This window comes from Mesorhizobium sp. CCNWLY176 (assembly GCF_037153935.1).
GTDB lineage: Bacteria > Pseudomonadota > Alphaproteobacteria > Rhizobiales > Rhizobiaceae > Mesorhizobium_M > Mesorhizobium_M zhangyense.
In genome coordinates this window covers 53,851-78,871 of the sequence record NZ_JBBBDZ010000012.1, presented here as the reverse complement: position 1 = coordinate 78,871, position 25,021 = coordinate 53,851, and the positions used below count along the sequence as shown (strand labels likewise).

29 protein-coding genes are annotated in these 25,021 nt (G+C 60.2%); 20 read left to right on the top strand and 9 right to left on the bottom strand.

Features of this window, described 5'->3' with window-relative positions:
• Positions 1–45: 45 nt before the first annotated feature.
• Complete coding sequence (locus WBQ96_RS19645) at positions 46–426, bottom strand: c-type cytochrome (protein ID WP_336553310.1); 381 nt, start codon at positions 424–426, stop codon at positions 46–48.
• Between the two features lie 384 nt (positions 427–810).
• Between WBQ96_RS19645 and WBQ96_RS19640 the strand changes: the two genes are divergently transcribed.
• From WBQ96_RS19640 to WBQ96_RS19615, 6 genes are all read left to right on the top strand, one after another.
• Positions 811–1,014, top strand: a complete 204-nt coding sequence (locus tag WBQ96_RS19640; protein WP_337035916.1) for a hypothetical protein — start codon at positions 811–813, stop codon at positions 1,012–1,014.
• Positions 1,015–1,058: 44 nt separating this feature from the next.
• On the top strand, positions 1,059–2,051 hold the full coding sequence (locus tag WBQ96_RS19635; protein WP_336553314.1) for an ABC transporter substrate-binding protein: 993 nt from the start codon (positions 1,059–1,061) through the stop codon (positions 2,049–2,051).
• Positions 2,048–2,881, top strand: a complete 834-nt coding sequence (locus WBQ96_RS19630) for an ABC transporter permease (RefSeq protein ID WP_336553316.1) — start codon at positions 2,048–2,050, stop codon at positions 2,879–2,881. Before WBQ96_RS19635 ends, WBQ96_RS19630 begins: the two co-directional genes overlap by 4 nt.
• Complete coding sequence (locus tag WBQ96_RS19625) at positions 2,850–3,590, top strand: ABC transporter ATP-binding protein (protein WP_336553445.1); 741 nt, start codon at positions 2,850–2,852, stop codon at positions 3,588–3,590. Before WBQ96_RS19630 ends, WBQ96_RS19625 begins: the two co-directional genes overlap by 32 nt.
• A 31-nt stretch (positions 3,591–3,621) precedes the next feature.
• Positions 3,622–4,581: a quinoprotein relay system zinc metallohydrolase 2 gene (locus WBQ96_RS19620; RefSeq protein WP_336553318.1), complete on the top strand. Its 960-nt coding sequence runs from the start codon at positions 3,622–3,624 to the stop codon at positions 4,579–4,581.
• Positions 4,582–4,680: 99 nt separating this feature from the next.
• The gene (locus tag WBQ96_RS19615) at positions 4,681–5,520 is read left to right on the top strand and encodes a quinoprotein dehydrogenase-associated SoxYZ-like carrier (RefSeq protein WP_336553320.1); all 840 of its coding nucleotides are present in this window, start codon (positions 4,681–4,683) and stop codon (positions 5,518–5,520) included.
• A gap of 62 nt (positions 5,521–5,582) precedes the next feature.
• On the opposite strand, the gene WBQ96_RS19610 is transcribed toward WBQ96_RS19615, so the two are convergent.
• Positions 5,583–5,927, bottom strand: a complete 345-nt coding sequence (locus WBQ96_RS19610) for a hypothetical protein (RefSeq protein WP_165116640.1) — start codon at positions 5,925–5,927, stop codon at positions 5,583–5,585.
• A 666-nt stretch (positions 5,928–6,593) separates the two neighbouring features.
• Here WBQ96_RS19610 and WBQ96_RS19605 point away from each other — a divergent pair.
• The 8 genes from WBQ96_RS19605 to pqqE all read left to right on the top strand — a co-directional run bounded on the left by WBQ96_RS19605 (position 6,594) and on the right by pqqE (position 14,190).
• Entirely contained in the window at positions 6,594–8,495 is a 1,902-nt protein-coding gene (locus tag WBQ96_RS19605) for a methanol/ethanol family PQQ-dependent dehydrogenase (RefSeq protein WP_336553322.1), read from the top strand.
• A 176-nt stretch (positions 8,496–8,671) separates the two neighbouring features.
• Positions 8,672–9,199 carry a c-type cytochrome, methanol metabolism-related gene (locus WBQ96_RS19600; RefSeq protein ID WP_336553324.1) on the top strand — a complete coding sequence of 176 codons (528 nt, stop codon included), beginning with the start codon at positions 8,672–8,674 and terminating at the stop codon, positions 9,197–9,199.
• A gap of 5 nt (positions 9,200–9,204) precedes the next feature.
• Positions 9,205–10,065, top strand: coding sequence for a substrate-binding domain-containing protein (locus WBQ96_RS19595; protein WP_341286336.1), 861 nt, complete (start codon positions 9,205–9,207; stop codon positions 10,063–10,065).
• A gap of 47 nt (positions 10,066–10,112) precedes the next feature.
• Positions 10,113–10,685: a PQQ-dependent catabolism-associated CXXCW motif protein gene (locus WBQ96_RS19590; protein ID WP_442920866.1), complete on the top strand. Its 573-nt coding sequence runs from the start codon at positions 10,113–10,115 to the stop codon at positions 10,683–10,685.
• A 394-nt stretch (positions 10,686–11,079) separates the two neighbouring features.
• A complete protein-coding gene (gene pqqB / locus WBQ96_RS19585) occupies positions 11,080–12,018 on the top strand; it encodes a pyrroloquinoline quinone biosynthesis protein PqqB (RefSeq protein WP_336553327.1) in 939 nt (312 codons plus the stop codon).
• Positions 12,015–12,773, top strand: a complete 759-nt coding sequence (gene pqqC / locus WBQ96_RS19580; RefSeq protein WP_336553329.1) for a pyrroloquinoline-quinone synthase PqqC — start codon at positions 12,015–12,017, stop codon at positions 12,771–12,773. Before pqqB ends, pqqC begins: the two co-directional genes overlap by 4 nt.
• Positions 12,770–13,066 (top strand): pyrroloquinoline quinone biosynthesis peptide chaperone PqqD, encoded by a 297-nt coding sequence (pqqD, locus tag WBQ96_RS19575; protein WP_165116656.1) that lies wholly within the window; start codon positions 12,770–12,772, stop codon positions 13,064–13,066. Before pqqC ends, pqqD begins: the two co-directional genes overlap by 4 nt.
• Positions 13,063–14,190 carry a pyrroloquinoline quinone biosynthesis protein PqqE gene (pqqE, locus tag WBQ96_RS19570; RefSeq protein WP_336553331.1) on the top strand — a complete coding sequence of 376 codons (1,128 nt, stop codon included), beginning with the start codon at positions 13,063–13,065 and terminating at the stop codon, positions 14,188–14,190. Before pqqD ends, pqqE begins: the two co-directional genes overlap by 4 nt.
• A 24-nt stretch (positions 14,191–14,214) precedes the next feature.
• Here the strand turns inward: pqqE and WBQ96_RS19565 are convergent, their stop codons facing one another.
• The 3 genes from WBQ96_RS19565 to WBQ96_RS19555 form a co-directional block, all read right to left on the bottom strand.
• Positions 14,215–14,859 carry an MBL fold metallo-hydrolase gene (locus tag WBQ96_RS19565; RefSeq protein WP_165116658.1) on the bottom strand — a complete coding sequence of 215 codons (645 nt, stop codon included), beginning with the start codon at positions 14,857–14,859 and terminating at the stop codon, positions 14,215–14,217.
• A 116-nt stretch (positions 14,860–14,975) separates the two neighbouring features.
• On the bottom strand, positions 14,976–15,260 hold the full coding sequence (locus WBQ96_RS19560) for a hypothetical protein (protein ID WP_336553333.1): 285 nt from the start codon (positions 15,258–15,260) through the stop codon (positions 14,976–14,978).
• A 158-nt stretch (positions 15,261–15,418) separates the two neighbouring features.
• A complete protein-coding gene (locus tag WBQ96_RS19555) occupies positions 15,419–16,312 on the bottom strand; it encodes a branched-chain amino acid aminotransferase (RefSeq protein ID WP_336553335.1) in 894 nt (297 codons plus the stop codon).
• A gap of 244 nt (positions 16,313–16,556) precedes the next feature.
• Between WBQ96_RS19555 and WBQ96_RS19550 the strand changes: the two genes are divergently transcribed.
• The 4 genes from WBQ96_RS19550 to WBQ96_RS19535 all read left to right on the top strand — a co-directional run bounded on the left by WBQ96_RS19550 (position 16,557) and on the right by WBQ96_RS19535 (position 21,449).
• A complete protein-coding gene (locus tag WBQ96_RS19550; RefSeq protein WP_336553337.1) occupies positions 16,557–17,090 on the top strand; it encodes a MarR family winged helix-turn-helix transcriptional regulator in 534 nt (177 codons plus the stop codon).
• Complete coding sequence (locus WBQ96_RS19545; protein WP_336553338.1) at positions 17,077–17,796, top strand: response regulator transcription factor; 720 nt, start codon at positions 17,077–17,079, stop codon at positions 17,794–17,796. The genes WBQ96_RS19550 and WBQ96_RS19545 overlap by 14 nt, the downstream gene beginning before the upstream one ends.
• Before the next feature lie 259 nt (positions 17,797–18,055).
• Entirely contained in the window at positions 18,056–19,468 is a 1,413-nt protein-coding gene (locus tag WBQ96_RS19540) for an ATP-binding protein (RefSeq protein ID WP_336553340.1), read from the top strand.
• 178 nt (positions 19,469–19,646) lie between these two features.
• Positions 19,647–21,449, top strand: a complete 1,803-nt coding sequence (locus WBQ96_RS19535) for an NAD(P)/FAD-dependent oxidoreductase (RefSeq protein WP_336553342.1) — start codon at positions 19,647–19,649, stop codon at positions 21,447–21,449.
• A 51-nt stretch (positions 21,450–21,500) separates the two neighbouring features.
• Here the strand turns inward: WBQ96_RS19535 and WBQ96_RS19530 are convergent, their stop codons facing one another.
• The 4 genes from WBQ96_RS19530 to WBQ96_RS19515 all read right to left on the bottom strand — a co-directional run bounded on the left by WBQ96_RS19530 (position 21,501) and on the right by WBQ96_RS19515 (position 24,332).
• Positions 21,501–22,673 carry a TMEM43 family protein gene (locus tag WBQ96_RS19530; protein WP_336553344.1) on the bottom strand — a complete coding sequence of 391 codons (1,173 nt, stop codon included), beginning with the start codon at positions 22,671–22,673 and terminating at the stop codon, positions 21,501–21,503.
• Positions 22,674–22,807: 134 nt separating this feature from the next.
• Positions 22,808–23,167, bottom strand: a complete 360-nt coding sequence (locus WBQ96_RS19525; protein WP_336553346.1) for a tRNA-binding protein — start codon at positions 23,165–23,167, stop codon at positions 22,808–22,810.
• 7 nt (positions 23,168–23,174) lie between these two features.
• The gene (locus tag WBQ96_RS19520; protein ID WP_336553348.1) at positions 23,175–23,675 is read right to left on the bottom strand and encodes a YbjN domain-containing protein; all 501 of its coding nucleotides are present in this window, start codon (positions 23,673–23,675) and stop codon (positions 23,175–23,177) included.
• Positions 23,676–24,008: 333 nt separating this feature from the next.
• Positions 24,009–24,332 (bottom strand): accessory factor UbiK family protein, encoded by a 324-nt coding sequence (locus WBQ96_RS19515; protein ID WP_336553349.1) that lies wholly within the window; start codon positions 24,330–24,332, stop codon positions 24,009–24,011.
• Positions 24,333–24,459: 127 nt separating this feature from the next.
• Here WBQ96_RS19515 and WBQ96_RS19510 point away from each other — a divergent pair, with 127 nt between their 5' ends.
• Entirely contained in the window at positions 24,460–24,720 is a 261-nt protein-coding gene (locus WBQ96_RS19510) for a type II toxin-antitoxin system ParD family antitoxin (RefSeq protein WP_336553351.1), read from the top strand.
• The gene (locus tag WBQ96_RS19505; RefSeq protein ID WP_336553353.1) at positions 24,717–25,019 is read left to right on the top strand and encodes a type II toxin-antitoxin system RelE/ParE family toxin; all 303 of its coding nucleotides are present in this window, start codon (positions 24,717–24,719) and stop codon (positions 25,017–25,019) included. The genes WBQ96_RS19510 and WBQ96_RS19505 overlap by 4 nt, the downstream gene beginning before the upstream one ends.
• Positions 25,020–25,021 lie beyond the last annotated feature (2 nt).

Here is a 25,021-nt window from a genome sequence, read left to right as displayed (position 1 = left end):
GCCCCCGAGGGATGCCTCGGGAGCCGGCGCTCGTCAACCTTATGGTTACGGCGTGAATTGCTTCAGATATGCAATGACATTGGCGATATCGTCATCCGACTTCAGGCCGGGGAACGCCATCTTCGTGCCTGGAACTTTGGCCTTCGGATCATGCAGATAGTCCTTGAGATGGGCCTCGTCCCAGACGAGCCCACCCGTGCCCGCAGCGACCATGGCCGGCGAATATTTGAACCCCTCATGGGTTCCCGCCGTCCGGCCGATCAGGCCGTGCAACGAAGGTCCGATCTTGTTCTTGTCCTCATCGGCGACGTGGCAGGCTTTGCATTTGGCAAAGACCTTCTCACCGGCGGCTGCGTCCTGCGCTTGGGCGTGGCTGGCCAGCATGCTGGCCGTTGATAGGGCTGCAAAAAGTAAAATTGCGCGCATGGTATTTCCCCATTGATCGTCAGGGTGCCCTGAACGACGGGCGATGCCGCTCTTTTCCTCCCGCCGGCTCGCCCTTTTGATGCGGGTATACGGAGTATCCAGCCATCCCATGTTGGAATTGCGGCACTCGCGACAAGGGAAGCTAGTCGGTGAATGCCGGAAGTCAATCATACCAAGGTGCAGCCCTGCGCGTTAGCGCCCGGTGAAACAAGTTGGCTGCGGCCATCGTTATTGACGCAATAACGGTGAACGCGTAGCCTTTCCCGAGGTTTCCCAATGGCACCTTGGGGAAACGCGGGCAGCGGGTGATCGGAACCGGATGAGACATCCGCCGGGCCGATCATGGGCGAACGCCGGACAAAGGCGAAAGGTGCTGATATGGATATGGTCGATCTCGTCCTGACGGTTTGCCTGGCCGCAAACCCCGGCAATTGCCGCGACGAGCATCTCTATTTCGAGAGCCATGGCTCTCTCATGCAATGCATGATCCTGGCTCCGGCCGAAATGGCAAAATGGTCGGGCGAACACCCGACGTTCAAGATCGTGCGCTGGAAATGTGCTTTCCCTGACAAAGGCCGCGCGATCTGACTATAGACACCTGATCCATCGGCCGGTCTTTGGGAGGAGACGATTTGCTGATTTCACGACGCACCATCTTAAGGCTGGCGGCCCTCGGGCTGACCGGCGTCTTTGCGTCGCGCTGCGGCTCCGGCTATGCCGCCGGCAAGGTTCGCATCGGCGTGCTGAAATTCGGCACGGTCAGCTGGGAACTGGACACGATAAAACAGCACCAGCTCGACACCGCCAACGGCATCGAACTGGACGTCGTCAATTTCGCTGGTGAGGACGCCACCAATGTCGCTTTGCTCGCGGGCGAAGTCGACATGATCGTCTCGGACTGGCTGTGGGTGTCGCGCCAGCGTTCTTCCGGCGAAGACCTCACGCTCGCCCCCTATTCGACTGCGGTCGGCGCGATCATGGTCAAGCAGGATTCGTCAATCAAAAACGTCTCCGACCTCAAGGCCAAGAAAATCGGCATCGCCGGCGGGCCGATCGACAAGAGCTGGCTGCTGATACAGGCCATGGCCAAGCGCGACTTCGAGGTCGATCTGCCTGCCGAAAACGATGTCGTCTTCGGCGCGCCGCCGCTGCTTGCCGAAAAGGCGATGGATGGCGAACTCGATGCAGTGCTGAACTTCTGGCATTTCTGCGCGCGCCTCGAAGCCAACGGCTTTCGCCGGTTGATCGGCGCGAACGAAGCAGCAAACGCACTGGGCGCGACTGGCCCGGTCTCGGCTCTCGGCTATATCTTCCACGAAAAATGGGCGCGAGAAAACCAGGCCGCCGCCATGGGTTTCGTCAAGGCGTCTGCTGCTGCCAAGCAATTGCTGGCGCAATCGGACGAGGAATGGCTTCGCCTCGCACCACTGATGCGGGCTGAGGGCAAGGAACTCGAAAAGCTTCGCGACCGCTATCGCGAAGGCATTCCGACGCGACCGATACCTGAAGAAGAAGCCGACGCGGCAAAACTCTATGCCGTGCTGGCCGCGGTCGGCGGCGAGAAGCTCGTCGGGGAAGCACGCGAAATGGCGCCCGGCACCTACTGGTCAGGACTGACCAGATGACGCTGCGCGAAGTGAATTCCGAGGACCAGCAGAGCCGGTCGGGCAAGCTATCACATGACCGAAGCGCGCTTGGACAAGCGCTGACGCCCGCACTGACAGTGCTGATCTCGCTGGTCGGCCTCTTCCTGCTCTGGAGCCTCGCCGCGACAATGTGGCCGAGCCGGGCATTTCCGCATCCCGGTCAGGTCTGGCAGGTTCTGGTCAAGGATACCGTAAGCGGCGAGTTACCATACCATCTCGGCGTAACGCTTGCCCGCGTCGCCGCCTCATTCGTGCTGGCGATGACGATCGGCTCAGTCATCGGCATCGCGCTCGGCACCTATCGGCGCGCCGACCAGTTCTTCAACGCCTGGGTCATCCTGTTCCTGAACGTGCCGGCGCTGGTCATCATCGTGCTCGCCTATATCTGGTTTGGCCTGAATGAGGTAGCAGCCATCGGCGCGGTGGCGGTCAACAAGATACCCAACGTCGTCGTCACCATGCGCGAAGGCGCCCGCGCGCTCGATCCGCGCTATCGCGAGATGGCACAGGTCTATCGCTTCAGCGCGCTCGACCGTGTCCGCCACATCCTCCTGCCGCAGCTTCAGCCCTATTTTGCCGCCGCTTCCCGTTCCGGTATCGCCCTGATCTGGAAGATCGTGCTGGTGGTCGAACTGCTCGGCCGCTCCAACGGCGTCGGCTTCCAGATCTATCTCTATTTCCAGCTTTTCGACGTCGCCGCGATCCTTGCCTACACGCTGACTTTCGTCGCGATCATGCTTCTCATCGAACTTCTACTGGTGCAGCCCTTTGAACGACATGCAACCCGTTGGCGCCGTCGCCCCGCTTAGGGTGGACATTGCCGAAAAGACCTTCCGCTCGGCGCAAGGCGTATCGGTCACGGCGCTGAAAGACCTGTCCTTCGAAGTCCGGTACGGCGAATTCGCCTGCCTGCTCGGACCGTCGGGTTGCGGCAAGACGACGACGCTGCGAATCCTGCTGGGGCTCGAAAAGGATTTCACCGGCTCGTTCCGCTTGCCCGAAGGCGAACACAACCGCGTCGCCGCGGTCTTTCAGGAGCCCACCCTCCTGCCCTGGCGCACTGTCGAAGAAAACATCCGTTTGGCCCTACCGAAGAGCATGAGGCAGGCAAATCTCGACTCCCTGTTCCAGACCCTCGGTCTCTCCGGCATGCGCTCGCTCTATCCATCCGAGCTTTCGCTCGGGCTTGCGCGGCGCGTCGCGCTAGCGCGCGCCTTTGCCACCGAGCCGGCAGTACTTTTCCTCGATGAACCCTTCGTTTCGCTCGACGAGCAGACGGCGGAGCGGCTGCGGTACCTCCTGCTTTCCGTCTGGTCGGCGCGGCCAACGACGGCGCTGATGGTGACGCACAATGTGCGCGAGGCGCTGATGCTGTCGGACCGCATCATCGTCCTGTCGCCGCGTCCCGGCCATGTGCGCGGCGTCTTCGATGTCCGCTTGCCACGGCAATATCGCAACCCGCAGGTCATGAACGATCTCGGACGTTCCTTTCGCGAAAAGTTTGCGGATGTGTTGTGATGCCGACTGGCCGAACAGGAAAGGCAGACCCATGAGAACCGATCTCTTCCGGCGAAAGATGGTAAAGGGATTTGCCTGTGTAGGCGCCGGCGCTTTCCTGCCGCCCTGTTGCCTGCCGGCGATCGCCGCCGGCCGCGATTTCGTGCTCAAGGACATCGGCGACGGTATCTACGCCTTCTCCGGTCTGAACGAGCTGATGACGGAGGCCAACCAGGGCGCGATCTGCAATCTCGGCGTCATCGTCGGCAAGGAAGCCGTTGCCGTAGTCGACAGCGGCGGCAGCCTGATCGAGGCCGAGGCTTTCATCGCCACCATCCGCGAGGTCACCGACAGGCCCATAAAGTACCTGATCTCAACGCATATGCATCCCGACCACATTTTCGGCAATGCCGCCTTCCGCGATATCGGCGCGACGATCGTCGGTCATCACAACCTGCCACGCGCGCTGGAAGCACGAGGCGCGTTCTACCTGCAGAGCTATCGAAACCAGATCGGCGACGGCCTGATGAAAGGTATCGAGATCGTGCCGCCGACGGTCGTCGTCACCGATCCGATGACCCTCGACCTCGGCGGACGCAGCATCGAGCTGCGCGCCTGGAAGCCCGCCCATACCGACAACGATCTCACCGTTTTCGACACCGCCACCAAGACATTCTTCACCGGCGATCTCGTCTTCAGGGGGCACCTGCCGACGCTCGACGGCTCCTTTCTCGGCTGGATAGACCAGATGGGCACGCTGTCGGATGTCAAAGCAGCGCGCGCAATTCCGGGCCATGGCCCGGTTCCATCGGACTGGCCGGACGCGCTTGTTCCCGAGCTTCGCTATTTCCAGGCACTGGCCATGGACCTGAGGGATGCGATTGCCAAAGGCACGCCGCTCAGCGAAGCGGTCAAGACCGCCGGTCTGAGCGAGAAGGACAACTGGTCGCTATTCGACGACTACAATGAGCGCAACGCGACGACCGCCTATGCCGAGCTGGAATGGGAATGACACTGCAACGTGAAACAGATCGATTTGCCAAGCGGTCGATCGGGGAATATGATTCCAATTAGCCTGGGCACCACCTCTCGATCTGGTGGAGGCATTGAAATGCACATTCTACGTCACGCGCGAATAGCGGCGGTAACGGCTTGCCTTGCTGGCATGGCCGGCAGCTTGCCGGGGGCAGCGTATGCAGAAACCGCTAGCCCGCCTGCCAGCAAGATATGGGACGGGTTGAAGCCCGACGTTTTCGGTGATCGCGCCATCAAGCTCGACACCGGCGTCATCAGGCTTGAAGCACCCAAGCGTGCGCAGGACGCAGCCCTTGTCCCGATCGATATCTATATCGACCCGGCAAAGGCACCGAACGGTGTGAAAGCCATAACCGTCATCGTCGACGTCAATCCCGCCCCGGTCGCGGCGACGTTCCAGTTCGGCAAGGATTCCGGCATCACCCATCTGGCGACGCGCATGCGGGTCAACGACTATTCCTACATCCGCGCGATTGCCGAGACGCAGGCCGGCGAACTCCATATGGTCCAGACCTACGTCAAGGCATCCGGCGGCTGCTCGGCCCCAGCGGTCAAGAACGCGGACGAGGCGAAGAAGACCATGGGCCAGATGAAACTGCGTCAGTTCGCAGAGGATGCCTCGAGCGGCGCCAAGGTCCCGGAACTGCAGCTGATGATTCGTCATCCGAACAATTCCGGACTGCAGAAGGACCCGGTGACCCAGTATTTCATCCCGCCGCATTTCGTCCAGAAGCTGCTGATTTCTCAAGGGAATCGCCAGATTCTGAGCATGGAGGGCGGGATTTCTATTTCCGAGGATCCGAACTTCCGCTTCGACTACAAGCCGGCCGGAAGTGACGAAATCCGCGTCGAGGCAACCGACACCGACGGCAACGTGTTCCGCAACCAGTGGCCGCTGGAGGCGACCGGACTATAAGCCGTTGAGAACTCACTCTGCCGCGTCAGATGACCGGCAGAGTAGAGCTAGCAGGCGGCCTATCAGAAGCAGCGGATATCGGCTTCCGCCTGCGCCCTCTTCAGTTCGGTGAGGGACGCCTTTGCCACCGCGCTTTCCTTGAACAGCCCGGACGCCTCGCCCGTTGTCAGGCCCATGCGCTTGAAAGTCTCGGCCGTGACGTAATGGTCATAGGGAATGACCGAGGCGATCACATCGATCGAGCATGAGCAGCGATCGAGCATGTCGCGGGTCTCGCCGTTGGATTTCATGCAGCCATAGACGTAATCGGCCAGGGCCGAGGTCGGGTAGTCGCTCTCCGCATAAGACGGAACGACTCCTGCAAAGGTGATGGCCGTAGCCAGAAAGATCGGCAATCTCGAAAACATGGTCAAATCCTCCCGTGTTTTGCCAGTTGGCAATATGTGATCCGATCGGTCAACTTGCCATATAGGACCAAAGGAGGATGTGGCCACCGGTGGCCTGTCGGACGTTAAATCCGTCCAAAGGCCCTGTTTCGGCGGCATGTATCGCAACCATAAAAAATCAAAACCAAGCCATTGTTTCACCCACCAGCACTAGTTTGGCCCGCTCGATACACTTCATGCTTGCACGCGTGAAAACTCAAAATATACAAGAAGAAATACAGGATTAATTCTGTTTACAAGATCATTAAATGATAGAATTTAAGCCTACCAACGCAATTATAGAGACAATGGTTATCTAATATTCACTTCGCAAAAGTTCAGAATAATTTATATTGCAACGCGGCATATGTTATATTGCACTGCAATATAAAACCGGGTGTTTCCGCTTGCCTTGGAAATTTTTATGACATAGCCTTTCCTTGTTTCCGGCTTCAAGGGCGTCACCGTCATTAGGGAGCGGCGACAGTCTTTCGTAGGCCAAGTGAGGTGGGCGGTAACGGTGCCCTCTGCTTATCTGGCTTAGGTCGTGACACGCTGCCGGAAATACTTCCCCCACATGAATCGCTTGGGCAAGCCCTCGTGGGCGAGACGGTCGATTCCTGATTGTGAACCCCGGGAGGATTTCGAATGCGTGTACTCAAGAAAGCTAAGTACGTTTCATTAGCCGCGGCGTTTCTGACCTGCACCACGGCTTATGGAGCACTGGCCAACGACGACTTGATAAAACTGGCGGACGACGCCAAGAACTGGGCGATGCCTACGGGCGACTACGCCAATACCCGCTTCTCCAAGCTTAAAGAGATCACTGCCGAGAATGTGAAGAACCTGCAGGTCAAGTGGACGTTCTCCACTGGCGTGTTGCGCGGCCATGAAGGCGGGCCGCTTGTGATAGGCGACGTGATGTATGTGCACACGCCTTTCCCGAACATCGTTTACGCACTCGACCTGAACAACGATGGCAAGATTCTCTGGAAGTATGAACCCAAGCAGGATCCGAACGTCATCCCGATCATGTGCTGCGACACGGTCAATCGCGGCGTAGCCTACGGTGACGGCAAGATCATCATCAACCAGGCGGACACGACGGTTACGGCGCTGGACGCCAAGACCGGCAAGGTCGCATGGTCGGTCAAGAACGGCGAAGCTGCCGACGGCAGCAAGGGCGAATCCGGCACGGCCGCACCAATGGTCGTCAAGGACAAGGTCATCATCGGTATCTCCGGCGGTGAATTCGGCGTTCGCGGCTGGACTGCCGCCTACAACCTGAAGGACGGCTCGGTTGCCTGGAAGGCCTACTCGATGGGCCCGGACAAGGACACGCTGATCGATCCTGAAAAGACCACGCAGCTCGGCAAGCCAGTTGGCCCGGATTCCGGCACCAACACCTGGGAAGGCGAGCAGTGGAAGACGGGCGGCGGCGCGACCTGGGGCTGGTATGCCTATGATCCGAAGCTGAACCTCGTCTACTACGGCACCGGCAATCCTTCGACCTGGAACCCTGTGCAGCGCCCCGGCGACAATCGCTGGTCGATGACCATCATGGCCCGCGATGCGGATACTGGTGTTGCCAAGTGGCTCTATCAGATGACCCCGCATGACGAGTGGGACTATGACGGCGTCAACGAGATGATCCTCGTCGACGGCATGGACGTGAACGGCGCAAAACACGACGTGCTCGTGCATTTCGACCGTAACGGCTTCGCCTACACGATGGATCGTGGATCGGGCGAACTTCTGGTCGCCAAGAAATACGACCCGAAGGTGAACTGGGCGACGGAAGTCATTATGGACCCCAAGAGCGACCAGTATGGCCGCCCGCAGGTCGTCGCCAAATACTCGACCCAGCAGAATGGCGAAGACACCAACTCAACGGGCATCTGCCCGGCGGCACTTGGCACGAAGGACCAGCAGCCGGCAGCCTATTCGCCGAAGACTGGTCTGTTCTATGTGCCGACCAACCACGTCTGCATGGACTATGAGCCCTACCGGGTAAGCTACACCGCTGGTCAGCCTTATGTCGGCGCCACGGTGTCGATGTATCCGGCACCCGACAGCCATGGCGGCATGGGCAACTTCATCGCCTGGGACGCTGCCAAGGGTGAAATCGTCTGGTCCAAGCCCGAGCAGTTCTCGGTCTGGTCAGGCGCTCTTGCCACCGAAGGCGACGTTGTCTTCTACGGCACGCTCGAAGGCTACATCAAGGCAGTCGATAAGGACGGCAAGGAACTCTACAAGTTCAAGACCCCTTCCGGCATCATCGGCAACATCAACACCTTCGAACATAAGGGCAAGCAGTACATTGCCGTTCTGTCGGGCGTTGGCGGCTGGGCCGGCATCGGTCTGGCTGGCGGACTGCTGGCGCCTGAAAATGCAGCTGCATGGCACGGTGCGGTCGACCAGGGCCGCGCCCAGGGCGATGAGTCTGCAGTGGTCGGCACGGCAGGTCTTGGAGCCGTCGGTGGCTACGCCGGATTGGCTGAATACACCACGCTCGGTGGTCAGCTGACCGTCTTCGGCCTTCCGGACTGATCGTCCGGAGCTGAGCAACTGAACCGTCTTGCCCTTGCAAGACATTGAGCAAAGAGAGCCCGGAACGAACCGACAATCCGTCCCGGGCTCTCGCCTTCACTGACATAGGCACGTGCCGCACAGAAACTTCGAAAAACGGTTCGTGCCGTGACGCGCGTTGAAACATGAGGTTTTGAATGTCTGTTCGCATCGTATTCTCCGCACTCGCCCTCTCCCTTCTTGCGGTCGCCGGCACTGGTCCGGCACAGGCACAAGATAGCAAGGAAAAGGCGGCGGCAGTCTCCGACGATGATGGGAAATATGCCGATGCGGACGGAACTCCGACATACAAGATTCAGGACGACGGCACTGTCGACTGGTATACCTTCAGCGGCTACCGCCGCTTCAATTCCGACTGCCACGTCTGCCACGGCCCGGATGGCGTCGGTTCGAGCTACGCGCCTGCATTGGCCGATTCGCTCAAGACGATGGACTACGGAACCTTCCTTTCCATCGTTGCAGAGGGCCGCAAGAATGTCGGCGGCGGCAAGGAAAACGTGATGCCGGCCTTCGGCGACAACAAGAACGTCTATTGCTACATGGACGACCTCTACGTCTACCTGCGCGCCCGCGCCGTCGGTGATCTGCCGCGCGGACGTCCGGCCAAGAAGGCCGACAAGCCTCAGGCGGCGAAAGACCACGAATCTTCATGCATGGGTGGATGATGGCATTGGGGCACAAATCTTTCCGTCTTCGATGGGCCTTCGCTGCCCTGGCGCTGACGGTCGCCCTGCCCGGCTCCGCCTTCGCGCAAGGTGCCGGCCTGGGTGCTGCCGGCGAACTGGTCGACCCGGACGTGCTGCGCGTTTGCGCCGACCCTTCCAACATGCCTTTCACCGACGAGAACGGCCAGGGTTTTGAAAACAAGCTCGCCGAGCTCGTCGCATCCAAGCTCGGGCGCAAGTCCGTGTCCTACACATGGTTTCCGATGGCCACCGGCTTCGTGCGCAACACGCTGCGGGCCAATCGCTGCGACATCATCATGGGCTACGCCCAGGGCGACGAGCTGGTGCAGAACACCAACGCCTATTACCGCTCGACCTATGTGATGGTTTACAAGAAGGGCGGCGATCTCGACGGTGTCGAGACGATCGAAGACCCGAAGCTTGCCGACAAGCGGCTCGGCATCGTCGGCGGCACGCCGCCATCGGCGAACATGGCTGCCGCCAAGCTGATGAAAAAGGCCAAGAACTACCCGCTTATGGTGGATACGCGGCTTGCACCTTCCATGGCCGAGGTCATGATCAAGGACATGCTTGCCGGTGTCATCGATGTGGCCGTGCTGTGGGGACCGATGGCCGGCTACTATGCCAAGCAGGCGAATGCCGATCTCGCCGTCGTGCCGCTGGTCAAGGAAAAGACCGGCTCGCGCATGGTCTATCGCATCACCATGGGCGTGCGCCCTTCGGATCAGGAATGGAAACGCACGCTGAACAACTTCATCAAGGACAACCAAAGCGAGATCAACAAGCTCCTGCTTGAATACAATGTGCCGCTGCTCGATGAGCGCGACCAACCGATTACGGAATAGAGGCTGAAATCTGCCGGTCGCATGTGGCGCCGGCTTTTAAGGCGGAAATGCCGAAAGTGACGAAAAGAAAGGGAACAATCTTGCTGCTCGTTGCGGGCCTTTTGAGTTCGATGCATCTGCCGGCGGCTTTCGCCGGCGATGTCGCCGAGCCGGACGGCTACCGCATGGACGAATATCGTGCCCCTACGCCTGAGACCCTGCACGGCGCTCAGGTGGTGACGACGGCCGAAGCCGAAGCCTTGTGGCGCGAGAAGAAGACAGTCTTCTTCGACGTCATGCCCAACACGCCCAAGCCGGCAAACCTGCCGGCCGGGACGATCTGGCGCGACAAGCCCCGCAACGACATTCCCGGCAGCGTATGGCTTGCTAATGTCGGCTACGGCGCCTTGACGAAGGAGCAGGAAGCCTATTTCCGCGACGGCCTTTCGGCGCATACCGGCAACGACAAGGCCCGCGCGATCCTGTTTTATTGCATGACCGATTGCTGGATGTCCTGGAACGCTGCCCGGCGCGCGATCGAATGGGGCCACAGCTCGGTCATCTGGTATCCGGCCGGTGCCGATGGCTGGGAAAAAGCAGGATTTCCACTGGAGGAGAAGAAGCCGCTGGCTGGCGGATAGTTTGGAACGGATGTTCACATAAGTTTGTTTAGCTATTTAAGCACCTGCTGTTTCATTAGTCCATTTATGGACGGACCATTGCACATAGGTGCCAAGGCAATGGTTGACGATCGAAGGAATCGGCCTTTGGGGCCGGTACAAAGGAGGAAGACATGAAGAAGAGCTGGACGAAGCCTACAATGTGCCAGGTATCGGCGGGAATGGAAATTTCGCGGTATCTGCCTGCTGAAATCACTCCCAAGAAGTAGGCCACAAAGGCGCGTGCCCACTGCTTGCAGGGGCACGCGCCGTTCATGCCGCTTGGGCCGTATTGGTTCGAAATTTGACCTTGCAGGCATTGTGCTTGGCAGGGAAGAGTGGTGGTTGACTGGAAATTTGCAAGACGGACTTCGCCATGCGCGTGAAGATCATCGGATCGGCGGCGGGCGGCGGATTCCCGCAATGGAACTGCAACTACCGGCTCAGCCGTGCGGCACGTGCGGGCAACGCAGGCGTGAGACCAAGGACGCAATCCAGTCTCGCCGCGTCCGCCGACGGGTGGGGCTGGGTGCTTTTCAATGCGTCCCCCGATATCCGCCAGCAGATTGCGGAAACGCCGGAACTGCAGCCTCAGCCCGGCGAGGCGTTGCGCTCCACCCCTATCCGCGCCGTGGTGCTGACGAATGCGGACGTCGATCATGTCGCCGGGTTGCTTAGCCTGCGCGAGCGCCAACCATTCGCTATCTATGCCACCGAGCAGGTGCTGTCGGCTTTGCGGGCGAACTCGATCTTTAATGTGCTCGATCCGTCCATTGTCCCGCGCCACAGGCTCATGGAAAACCAGGAGACGAGCATTCACGACGCCGAAGGAAACGAGACCGGCGTGCGCATCGAGACTTTCGCCGTGCCGGGCAAGATCGCACTCTATCTTGAGGATGCCAGCCGCCCGAATGACAATTTCGGCTCGGAGAGCGGCGATACCATCGCTGTTCGCCTCGCCGGTTCCAGGCCGGAAAGCTCGGCTTTCTACATTCCCGGCTGCGCACGGGTCGACCCGGATCTCTGCCTGCGACTTTCCGGTGCTTCCTGCCTGCTCTTCGACGGCACGGTCTATACCGACGACGAGATGGTGACCGCAGGCGTCGGCACCAAAACCGGAGCGCGCATGGGACACCTTGCGATGTCAGGCGAAAGCGGTTCGATCGCCCGGCTGGCGGATGTGCCTATTTCCCGGCGCATCTTCGTCCATATCAACAACACCAATCCGGTCCTCGATGAGAATTCGCACGAGCATGCGGCGGTCCGGTCCGCTGGCTGGGAAGTCGCCCATGACGGCATGGAGATAGAATTGTGAGCGATTTCCACGACGCCGCCAAGAACGGGCTGAACCAACTGCAATTCGAAGCCGTGCTGCGGCAGGTCGGCGCCGAGCGCTATCACAACCTTCACCCGTTTCATCACCAGATGACGCAGGGCGCACTGACCAAGGGCCAGATGCAGGCCTGGGCGCTTAACCGCTACTGCTATCAGTCGGTCATTCCGCGCAAAGATGCGATGATCCTCGCACGCGCCGAAGACCCCGCCTTCCGCGCCGAATGGCGCAAGCGCATCGAGGACCATGACGGCTTAGACGGCTGGAACGGCGGCATCGCCCGCTGGCTCAAGCTGGCGACCGGCCTCGGCCTGCCGGCGCAGGACGTAATCGGCGAACGACTGGCGCTTCCGGCGACGCGCTTCGCGGTCGGCGCCTATCTCTCCTTCTGTACCAACCGCACGCTGCTGGAAGCCGTCGGCTCCTCGCTGACGGAACTGTTTTCGCCGGTCATCATCGCCGAGCGCGTGCCCGCGATGCTGGCCAAATACGACTATGTCACCGAAGACATCCTCGCCTATTTCAAGCCGCGCCCGGATCAGGCCTCGCGCGATTCCGATTTCGCGCTCGCCTATGTGCTGGCCCACGCCGACAATCCCGAGCGCCAGCAATCGGTAATCGATGCGCTGGTCTTCAAATGCGATATACTGTGGGCAATGCTCGATGCGCTGATGCATGCCTATGGCGAGGCGGGCCACATCCCGCCAGGGGCCTTCCGGCCGGAGGAGCGCGGATGACACTGACCCGCGAACGAAGGATTGTCTCGAGCCAGGCGACGCCTTCCCTGCCGCGCCATGTCCGCATCCAGTTCGATCCGGTGCGGCAGGCCTGGTCGGTTCTATCGCCGGAGAAAGTGTTCTGGCCCAACGACATCAGCCTCGACATTCTGCGCCGCTGCAACGGCAGTACTACCATAGGCACCCTCATCTCGGATCTGGCGGCAGAATATGACGCCCCGGAAGAAGACGTTGCCGGCGACGTCACCGCCTTCCTCCAGGAATGGTCCGACAACCTGCTGGTGAAGCTATGAGCGAACCTCTCCTGCCCCCGATCGGCATGCTGGCGGAACTGACCCACCGCTGCCCGCTGCAATGCCCCTATTGTTCCAATCCGACGGAACTGATGAAGGCCAACCGTGAACTCGACACGCAGACCTGGCTATACCTGTTCCGCCAGGCTGCCGATCTCGGCGTTCTGCAGGTCCATCTTTCCGGCGGCGAGCCGACCTTGCGCCGAGATCTGGAACAACTGGTGGCCGGGCTCTCCTCGCGCGGCGTCTACACCAATCTCATCACCGCCGGCGTCGGCATTGCCGAAGGCCGCATCCGCGCGCTTGCCGAGGCCGGCCTCGACCATGTGCAATTGAGTTTCCAGGGCGCGCGCGCCGCGACCACCGAGCGCATCGGCAACAATCGCGGCAGCCACGAGAAGAAGCTGGAAACGGCGCGACGCGTAAAAGCGGCCGGCCTGCCGCTCACCGTCAACGCGCCGATCCACCGGCACAACATCGAGGAAGTGCCGGATTTCATCGAGCTTGCGCTGTCGCTCGGCGCCGAACGGCTGGAAATCGCCAATGTGCAATATTCGGGCTGGGCTCTGGTCAATCGCGATGCGCTGATGCCTGACCGGGCCTCGGTAGAACGGCAGGTCGAGATCGTCGAGGCGGCGCGCGAACGCCTGCGCGGCATCATGAACATCGATTTCGTCACGCCGGATTACTTCGCAACCTACCCCAAGCCCTGCATGGGCGGCTGGGCGCGGGACGCCTTCATGGTCGCGCCCGACGGCACGGTGCTGCCTTGCCACGCCGCGCATACGATCCGCTCGCTGACCTTCGAACGCTTCGGCGACCGCTCGCTCGCCGAAATCTGGACCGACTCGCCGGCATTCAATGCCTTCCGTGGCACCGGCTGGATGCAGGAACCCTGCCGAAGCTGCGACCGCCGCGAGATCGACTGGGGCGGCTGCCGCTGCCAGGCGATGGCAATCGCCGGCGACCCGGCCGCCACCGACCCGGCCTGCGCGAAATCGCCGATCCATGCGCGTATGAGCATGCTGATCGAGGATGCGCTGGCCACCGCCCGCGCCGATGGCAGCAACGATGCGACCACCTTCGTCTATCGCCGCATCGCCGCCGTGCAGGAGCCGGTTTAGCGACTAGCTAGGGAGTGTTGATATTCAAGTGAGAAACGGGTTGCTGCGCCGTTCCTCGCCGAACTTCCCGCCCGGGCCGTGGCCGCAGATGAAGCCGATATCGTCACCCAGCGGCAGAAGCTTGTCCTTGATCGAGGAAATCAGCGCCTCGTGATCGCCACCCGGCAGGTCTGTGCGACCGACAGAGCCGCTAAACAGCACGTCGCCGACATGGGCGAACTTCGCATCGCGATTGTAATAAACGACGTGGCCTGGCGCGTGGCCCGGGCAATGCAGCACTTCAAAAACATGATCGCCGAAGGAAACGGTCTCGCCCTCGGTGAGATAGCGATCCGGCACGCAATTGCGCGCTTCGTCCTTCGCCAGACCAAAGCGCTCGGCCTGGGTCTCGATATTGTCGAGCAGGAACTGGTCGGCCTCATGCGGTCCTATGATGTCGACGCCTAGCTTTTCCTTGAGCTCCATCGCGCCACCCGCATGATCGATATGGCCATGGGTCAGCCAGATCGCCGTGATGGTAATGCCGTTGTCCTTCAGCGCCGCCAGTATACGGTCGATGTCGCCGCCGGGATCGACCACGACGCCCGACTTGGTCTCCGTGTCGAACAGGATCGTGCAATTCTGCTGGAAGGCAGTGACCGGAATGATGCCCGCATTGAGCTGACCCATGATTTTCCTTTCGCTTTTTCAAGCGATACTTATGCAGGATCGTTCCCAGCGTCCACCGCATCGCCAAAACAAAACGGGCGGCCCGAAGACCGCCCGTGATCTGAAATTCGTAGCGCTCAGCGCTTGTTCATCGCGCCCATGACGGCACCGACGATTGCCGTCAGCACGCCGCCGCCGACCACACCGCCAACTGCGTTGCCGAGCGAGCCGGACAGCGCGCCTGCAACATTGGGATCACTCAGAACATTCGTAAGAATCTGCCCGCCGGCCACACCGCCAACGGCACCCGAGATCACTTTTACCACTGCACTCATCGCTGCCTGCTTGAGTGCCGCACCAACTCCGAGGCCGCCTATGGCGCCGGTTACCAGCTGTATGATGATCGGAAGAAGCGCTTCCATATTACTATCCCTCCAACAGTAAAACCGACTCGCGCGAGCCGATGTGCATCATGAGACGCCGATTTAGACGAAAGTCAAATGCCAAGCCGCTGAAATGACACGGGCAACCCGAAGGTTGCCCGCAAGAAAACGCTTCTTTGGTCCCGATAGACGCGGTCTTATTCGGCAGCAATCGCGTGCCTGGGCTGAACGGCGGCGTAGTAATCCTCCATCAGCGTCTTGGCGATTTCACCGACCTGGAAGCTATATGGGCCGACTTCGGACACCGGCGTAACTTCGGCCGCGGTGCCGGTCAGGAAGCATTGCTCAAAACCCTCAAGCTCTTCCGGCAGGATCGCGCGCTCGATTACTTCGATCCCGCGATCTTTGGCCAGTCCCATCACCGTGCGGCGGGTGATGCCGTCGAGGAAGCAATCGGCCTTCGGCGTGTGGAGCTTGCCGTCCTTGACGAAGAAGATGTTGGCGCCCGTCGCCTCCGCCACCTGGCCGCGCCAGTCGAGCATCATCGCATCCGCATAGCCCTTGGCTTCAGCCGCATGCTTGGACAGAGTGCAGATCATATAGAGGCCGGCAGCCTTCGACTTCGACGGCGCTGTGAGCGGGTCGGGCCGGCGGTATTCGGCCATGTCGAGGCGGATGCCCTTCAGCTTCTGCGCCGGGTCGAAATAGCTCGGCCACTGCCAGATGGCGATCGCGCAGTTGATACGGTTGCTTTGTGCCGCAACACCCATCATCTCGCTACCGCGCCAGGCGATCGGCCGCACATAGGCGTCCAGAAGACCTTGCTTCTTCAGGAGCACGCGGCAGGCGTCGTCGATCTCGGCGACCGAATAGGGAATTGTGAAGCCGAGAATGCGCGCCGACTCATGCAGGCGCTCCGTGTGCTCGGTCAGCTTGAAGATTTCGCCGTCATAGGCGCGCTCGCCCTCGAATACAGCACTTGCATAGTGCAAACCGTGCGTCAGCACGTGAATCTTGGCATCGGCCCACTTTACGAACTCACCATTCATCCAGATGAAACCATCCAGCTGATCGAAGGGAACGGATGCCATGATATCCTCCAGCGGGTCCTCGCCCACGCACGTTTCGGGGTCGAAATACACCAGCCACAATGTCGATTGATGGCTTGAAGCCCGGCGCGATATGACCGACAAGGCAAACTCACGAAGTTCCGGAAAAACGGCTGAAGCTTGCCTTTTCGTTCGCAATTGGCCGAAAAGCTTGGCAAAAATTACCAGTACCGCTAAAATATGTCAACAAGGCTGACATAAATTTGAGCGACCTCACAGGAGACCCATGGCAGATCGTAACGGCAAGGATGCCAAACCAATCAGAACCGCGCTCTCCAACGAGGATGGCATCGATCTGGCCATCATCGAATTGCTCTTCTTCGCCTATCGGGATTTCACGTCCGACCCGGACCAGATTTTGGCAGAATACGGCTTCGGCCGCGCGCATCATCGCATCCTGCATTTCGTTAACCGCATGCCCGGATTGACGGTCGCCGAACTGCTCGACGTGCTGAAAATAACCAAGCAAAGCCTTGCGCGCGTCCTGAAGCAGTTGATCGATACCGGCCATGTCATACAGATACAGGGACCTCGCGACCGGCGTCAGCGCGAACTTTATCCAACCGAAAAAGGCCGCGCGCTCGTGCTCGATCTTGCCCGGCCACAGTCACGCCGCATCGATGCCGCATTGGAAAGTGCACAGACGGCCGAACGCGCAGGGATCGAGCGATTCCTGAAAGCGATGGTCAACCCGGAATTAAGAGCGCAGATTGACAATCTGCCGGGAAACGCGCCGAGGGAGAGCCATGGAGACGAATGAGATCACCGACAATCCAGTGGTGCCGGAAGACGACGCGCCGCATCTCCTAGTCGTTGACGACGACACCCGCATCCGCAACCTGCTGAAGCAGTATCTGAGCGAGAACGGCTTCCGCATCACCGTTGCCGGCAACGCTGCCGAAGCGCGCCGCCAGCTCGCAGGGCTCGATTTCGACCTGCTGATCCTCGATGTCATGATGCCGGGCGAAACCGGCGTCGACCTCACCAAGTCGCTGCGCGCCGAAAAATCCGTGCCGATCCTGATGCTGACGGCCTTGTCGGAAACCGACAGCCGCATCACCGGGCTGGAAGCCGGAGCCGACGATTATCTGCCCAAGCCGTTCGATCCACGCGAGCTGATCCTGCGCATCAACAATATCCTGCGCCGCGGCGGGCCGGCGGCCACCCCCAAGGTCGAGCAGCTGGTCTTCGGCCCCTACACCTTCCAGATCGCCAAGCGCGAACTGAAGAAGGGCGGCGAACCGCTCAAACTCACCGACCGCGAGCAGGAGATCCTTGCGATCTTTGCCGAGCGCGCCGGAGAAACCATTCCGCGCCACGAACTGGTGGCGGGCGAATCCGATGTCGGCGAGCGCACGATCGACGTTCAGATCAACCGGCTGCGCCGCAAGATCGAGCGCGATCCGTCCAATCCGGTCTGGCTGCAGACGGTTCGCGGCATCGGCTACCGGCTGAGCGTCGAATAGGCGCCCGAAACGGTCGGGCGTCTTTATCGGACGCCCGCGTTTCCGATTGGGAATCGGCCCGAACTCCCTATATTGATCGGATCGGACCGGGTTCGATGTTGCGCCTTCGTCTTTCGAAATAACGCAATGAATTCAAACGGCGGGTAAGTTTACTTGCAAGCCTAACCGTTTGATTTCTCTAGGCTCTTCCCGCCCGTCCGCATGTGGAATAGACTGGCTCTTCCAATGGCTTTGCCCCATTGGCGGATGGAAACGGCAGATGGCGACTTCGGAACTGAACGGACCGGGAAACGAGAATATCGTCGCGCGCGCCAGGCGCGCGGTCGCCGCCGTGCCGAAAAACTGGAAACGCTTCTGGCGGCTGGTCTCGCTCTACATGCCGAAGCGGCTTTATCCGCGTTCGCTGATCATCATCATCACGCCAATGATCCTGTTGCAGTCGGTGGTCGCCTTCAACTTCATGGAACGCCACTGGCAGACGGTGACGCTGCGACTGTCGCAGGCCGTGACCCGCGACATCGCGGCCATCATCGACATGATAGAGACCTATCCGCATGACGATGACTACGCCAACGTCATCCGCATCGCGCAGGACCGGCTCTCGCTGAAGATCGATCTGCTGCCACCCGACCCCCTGCCGCCACCGGGGCCGAAGCCATTCTTCTCGATCCTCGACCAGATCCTGTCGTCGGAGATCACGCGGCAGATCAACCGGCCGTTCTGGATCGACACCGTCGGCAACTCCAACATCGTCGAAGTGCGCATCCAACTCGAAAACAAGGTGCTGCGCGTTTTCGTGCGCCGCAGCCAGGCCTATGCGTCGAACACCCACATCTTCCTGATCTGGATGGTCGGCACCTCGCTGGTGCTGCTGGTGATCGCCATTCCTTTCCTGCGCAACCAGATCAGGCCGATCCTGGCGCTCGCGGAAGCCGCCGAGAGTTTCGGCAAGGGCCGCCCGATGCCGCGCGATTTCCGCCCGCGCGGTGCCGAGGAAGTGCGCCGTGCCGGCTTCGCCTTCATCCAAATGCGCGAGCGCATCGAGCGCCAGATCGAGCAGCGCACGGCGATGCTGACCGGCGTCAGTCACGATCTGAGAACGATCCTCACGCGCTTCAGGCTGCAACTGGCGCTGTCCGGCAAGAAGCCGGACCTCGCAGCGCTCAACCAGGACATCGACGACATGCAGTCGATGCTGGAAGGCTATCTCGAATTCGCCCGCGGCGAGGCCTCCGAAGACCCCGGCCGCTTCGATCTCGATGCCTATTTCCATCAGCTTGGCGAAGAGGCCAAGCTGCGCGAGCGCAAGCTGGCCACGTCGCTCGTCGGCGACCGCGATATCCATGTGCGCCCCAACGCGTTCAGCCGGCTTCTCGCCAACATCACCGGAAACGCTTTCCGCTATGCCAAGGAAGTTCGCGTCAACGCCACGCATACGCGCGGTTCGCTGACGGTCGTCGTCGACGACAACGGGCCGGGCATTCCCCCGGAAAAGCGTGAAGAGGTGTTCAAGCCGTTCGTGCGGCTCGACGAAGCCCGCAATCTGGACGCCAGCGGCACGGGCCTCGGCCTTGCTATTGCCCGCGACATCGCCCGCAGCCACGGCGGCGACATCACGCTGGACGACAGCCCGCTGGGCGGCCTGAGGGCGATCATCAAGGTGCCGGCCTGAGATTCGGCAATACCGCAATAGGCCGTCGCTTCCCATAAGCATTTGAATCGCCTGCAAACTATCGTCGGGCGTGACGACCGTCGCGATCTTTGCCGATACTCCCGGCATTCGCTGTGAGACGGCCCGGAGGAGACAGGCACGTCGCAGCGGTATTTCAGCACCGATGGGAGGATCATCCATGCTCGAAAAGGCACCGCAAAAGACACTTACCGACCTGCTCGACCGCTTCGGCCGGGCTCTGTCCGCCGGCGACATCGACGCGGCAGTCGGCCTGTTTCAGGAAGACTGCTATTGGCGCGACCTGGTTACGTTCACCTGGAACCTCAAGACGATGGAGGGCCCCGATCAGGTCCGCCAGATGCTGGAAGAACAACTGACAGCCACCAAGCCGGAGAAATGGGCGCTGGCTGAAGGCGAAGACGTTAGCGAAGCCGATGGCATCATCGACGGCTGGATCACCTTCGAGACCAATGTCGCCCGCGGCTATGGCCATATCCGCCTCAAGGACGGCCGCATCTGGACCTTGCTGACGACGATGAGCGAGTTGAAAGGCCATGAGGAGCCGCTGGGCTTTGCCCGCCCGATGGGCGCCAAGCACGGCTCCAGCAAGAACCGCAAGACGTGGAAGGAGGAACGCGAGGAGGAAGCCAGCGAACTCGGCTTTTCGCGCCAGCCCTATTGCGTCATCGTCGGCGGCGGCCAGGGCGGCATCGCGCTTGGCGCAAGGCTGCGCCAGCTTGGCGTATCGACCATCATCATCGAGCGCAACGAGCGCGCCGGCGACAGCTGGCGCAAGCGCTACAAGTCTCTCTGCCTGCACGACCCGGTCTGGTACGATCACCTGCCCTATATCGACTTCCCCAAGAACTGGCCGGTTTTCGCACCCAAGGACAAGATCGGCGACTGGCTGGAAATGTACACCAAGGTCATGGAGCTCAATTACTGGAGCTCGACCGAGTGCAAGAGCGCTTCCTACGACGAGAAGACCAAGGAATGGACGGTGGTCGTCGAGCGCGACGGCAAGGAGATCGTGCTGAAGCCCAAGCAGCTCGTGCTGGCCACCGGCATGTCCGGTAAAGCCAACATGCCGAAGATCAAGGGCATGGATATCTTCAAGGGCGACCAGCAGCACTCCTCGAAACACCCCGGCCCCGAGAAATACGCCGGCAAGAAAGTCGTCGTCGTCGGCTCCAACAATTCGGCGCATGACATCTGTGCCGCACTCTGGGAAGCGGGTGCGGACGTCACCATGCTGCAGCGATCCTCGACCCATATCGTCAAGTCGGACTCGCTGATGGAGATCGGGCTTGGCTCGCTCTACTCGGAACAGGCGGTCGAAGCCGGCATGACGACAAGGAAGGCCGATCTGATCTTCGCCTCCCTGCCCTACAAGATCATGCATGAGTTCCAGATACCGGTTTACAACGCGATCCGCGAACGCGACGCCGATTTCTACAAGCGGCTTGAGAAAGCCGGTTTCATGCTCGATTTCGGCGACGATGAATCCGGCCTGTTCATGAAATACCTGCGGCGCGGCTCCGGCTACTACATCGATGTCGGCGCCTCCGAACTCGTCGCCAACGGCTCGATCAAGCTGAAAAGCGGCGTCGATGTAAAGGAACTGACGGAAAACTCGGTCATCCTGACCGACGGCACCGAACTGCCCGCCGATCTCGTCGTCTATGCTACCGGCTACGGCTCCATGAATGGCTGGGCCGCCGACCTAATCTCCAAGGACGTGGCCGACAAGGTGGGCAAGGTCTGGGGCCTCGGCTCAAGCACCACCAAGGACCCCGGCCCTTGGGAAGGCGAGCAGCGCAACATGTGGAAGCCGACGCAGCAGGAAGCGCTGTGGTTCCACGGCGGCAATCTCCACCAGTCGCGCCATTACTCGCAGTATCTGTCGCTACAGCTCAAGGCGCGGCAGGTAGGCATCGCAACGCCGGTCTACGGGCTGCAAAAGGTCCATCATCTGTCGTGATGGACACGAAAAGGCGCGACGGTTTGCAAACACGAACCGTCGTGCTGCTGCCTATGCGACGACAGCTGCGGCAGGCTTTCGCGAGCGCCCGAGATAGGTCATCGCATAAGCGATGAGAGCACCGGCAACGATAATACCGATCGCCAGAAGCGGCCGGTAATAGAACCATGCCAGCGCTATCGTCGCGGTCCCGACAAGGGTTGCCAAAATGATGGCCAGCGTACCCGTTCCCAGCCGAACGATGCTGCCGAGGAAGGGAATGACATCTGCCAGAACGCCGATCGGCCCCATGAAAAGGCCAAAGCCGATGGCGAGAAACAGGAGCCCGACGGCGCGGACGATCCAGGTGAGCACATTGTTTTCGCTGACCGCATCGGCAAACATCCTGTCGGCAGGCACCATGCCGCTTTGAACCATCAGCAAGGCATCCCCGGCCGCCGTCTGATAAGGCGCAAACGAGGCACCGGATTGCCGCGCGATGACGCTGATGTCGCCCAGCGGCACGAACTCGTAGCTGATGCGGTAATCGCCGACGGCCGGCGATGCCGGGCTGGACCCGAGGTAAACGCCGCCATTGAAGACGCTAACCTTTTCCGAACCGGGGTAAGCCGCCTGGATACCGGACGCCATGGCAGGCGTTATCGTCAGAACCTGTTCGCCACCGATCTGGTTCAGCACTGGCCTGTCGAGCGAGAAAGCGCCGAGCGTGCCCTTCGGAATCTGAAACGATTGGCCGCTCACTTCCATGGATGGATTGCCGTGGCCGTCCGGGCGCTTGAAAGATGACGAGTCAATCGCCTTGTCTTTCCAGGTTCTCGAATAGCTATAGGTCGTGACCGTCTCTTCGCCGCCGCCGAGTTTCTTCGTCGTTTCCGACTGCGATTCTTCGATCCATTGATACATCTCGACATTGCGCACCAGGCGAACACCCTGGATGCTTATGTCGAAGTCGACATCTTCAGGCGTCGAACTGGTCGTCAATTGGCCGCCGACATGCACGAGCTTGCCGTCATTGGCTGCATCGACCGTATCGCTCGATATCGCCACGACCGCGCTGGCGCCCTCGGCCAGCGAGCGAGCCGTGGTCACTGCGCGGCCTTCATTCCAGAAAAGCAGCACCACCATGCCAACGATCAGCACGAAGCCGACAAGCATTCCCAGGAAGGATCGCCCGATACGCCCGAACCACGACACCGAAGTCGTTTCACGAAAAGAATCGCTCATTGCCGAAACCCCAAACAGCAAGAAAGCCGGCGATGCCGGCTCATTTTGTCCCCAAATCCATATCCGCCATTTTGGGTTGGGAAGCAATTCGGCGGCACAAGATTTCAGCGTGAAATGCGCTTGCAAAGTCGCCGCTAGAAGAGGCGCCCGCCATCCGGCACGCGCCGCTCGATGGCGCCGAGCACGACGTCACCTTCTTCGTCAGGAAAGCCAAGCGTCAGCACTTCGGACATAAACTTGCCGATCTGGCGCGGCGGGAAATTGACCACGGCAAACACCTGCCGGCCGACAAGCGTGTCGAGGGAATAGTATTTGGTGATCTGCGCCGACGATTTCTTGATGCCGATCTCCGGCCCGAAATCGATCTTCAGCTTGAAGGCAGGCTTGCGCGCTTCCGGATATGGTTCCACCTCGACGATCGTGCCGGCACGAATGTCGACGCGATCGAAATCGGCGAAGGTGATCTCCGGTTTTCTGGTGCTGTCTGCGCTCATGGAAAACTTATGCGTTGCCGAATGTCTCGAAGAGAACGCCGGCGAGCGCATCCTTGGCGGACGTGCCCGACCAGACGACGAACTGGAACGCCTGGAAATAGCATTCGCAGGCTTCCAATGCCGAAGACAACAGAATCTCGACCTGCTGGCTGGTCGGCTCAACCCCGCCGGCAAGCAGCAAGGACTGGCGGAACATGATCGCGCCTTCCTGCTCCCAGAGGTCGAAATGGCCAAACAGCATCTGCTCGTTGATCAGCGACAGCAGCCGCATGATTTCGAGCGTGCGCGTCTCCGGCACCTTGATGTCGAAGGCGCAAGCGAGATGCAGTGCCTCGAAATCCTCCATCCAGGAGAATGACACATGATAGTCGGTCCAGGTGCCAACGACCGAAATTGCGATCTCATCGTCGCCGGTGCGCTCGAAGGACCACTCGTTATTATGTGCAACCTGCTCGATCACATCCACCGGGTGGATTTCACGTGCATATTCCAGCTCGACAAGTTCCATGAAATGCTTCCTGACGTTCTGGGAGCGCTATTCCCGCACTCCGCGGAAAGGCACACGCGAACAATCTTAATCTCGAACACGGTCGGCAGGATTTGGTCTGCTACGCACACTGGGACCGGGTCCCCACCACCCGGCGCATGATCCCGTTACGAATCATGCAACAAATTCAGTGTATTGATGCAGAGTCGCGTGAACAGCCCCTTTTTTGCGGCAAGGGGCACAAGGGTGTGGAAAGCCGCTCGCACAAAGATTCATCGAAGACCGATAAGCGATTCAGCCGAAAGCGCTTTTTCGGATCGGGCTTTGTGGAAAAGGTTAACGAAATATTTTCAATTATTTTTTGGGAGCGGCCTTCGTAGATCGTTTTGCCGGCGCTTCTTCGGCTGCCGTCTGGGTTTGACCCGGCGCTTTGGCCAATTTAGCTTCGAGCTCAGCGACTCGCCCGGTGAGCTTTTCGTTCTCGGCGCGAAGCTTCAGTGTCATCTCGCGTAGCGCTTCGAACTCTTCGCGCTGCACGACATCCATGGAATTGAGCATGCGCTCGGCCTGACCCTTGAAGGCGGTCTCGACCTCACGGCGCACGCCCTGCGCAGCCCCTGCGGCGTCCGTCACCAGCTTGGCGAATTCGTCGAGAATGCGGTTCGGTCCGGTCGACATGGCAAAACCTCTTGGTTGAAGTTTTGACGTAGTGCCGCGCGGCAGCGAATGCAAGATCGTTGCTTATGCTGCGACTTGATGCCGTCAATAATAGTTATTAAATTCGGCGCAGTGAAAGGATCAACCCATGGCCATAAGCGCAGATCTCGGGGGACCGCTCGAGGAATTCGTCAACAAGCTGGTGACCAGCGGCCGCTATAACTCCAAGAGCGAAGTGCTGCGCGAGGGCGTTCGCCTCATCCAGGAGCGCGAGACGAAACTCGCCGCACTCGATGCAGCCATCGCCCGCGGGATAGCTGATGCGGAGGCGGGACGGGTCAAGCCCGCCGAGGAAGTGTTTGCCCGGCTTGAGGCGAAGTACAAGGCGCAGGCTTCCGGCCGTAAATGAAGCGCGTCATTTTTACCGACGCCGCGGAAGGGGAACTTGAAGCGATCGGCGACTATATAGCTGTCGACAATCCCACCCGCGCCGCAACGTTCATTCAAGAATTACGTGACAGATGTCTCAGCCTGCCGGACATGCCGAAGCGATTCCCGTTGTTGCGGCGCTATAGGTCCAGCGGCATCCGACGGCGCGTCCACGGCAACTACCTGATCTTCTATCGCATCGACAACGAAACCATCGAAATCGTGCATATCCTCCACGGCGTTATCGATTATGAGGCGCTGCTCTTCCCCGAAAACTGACC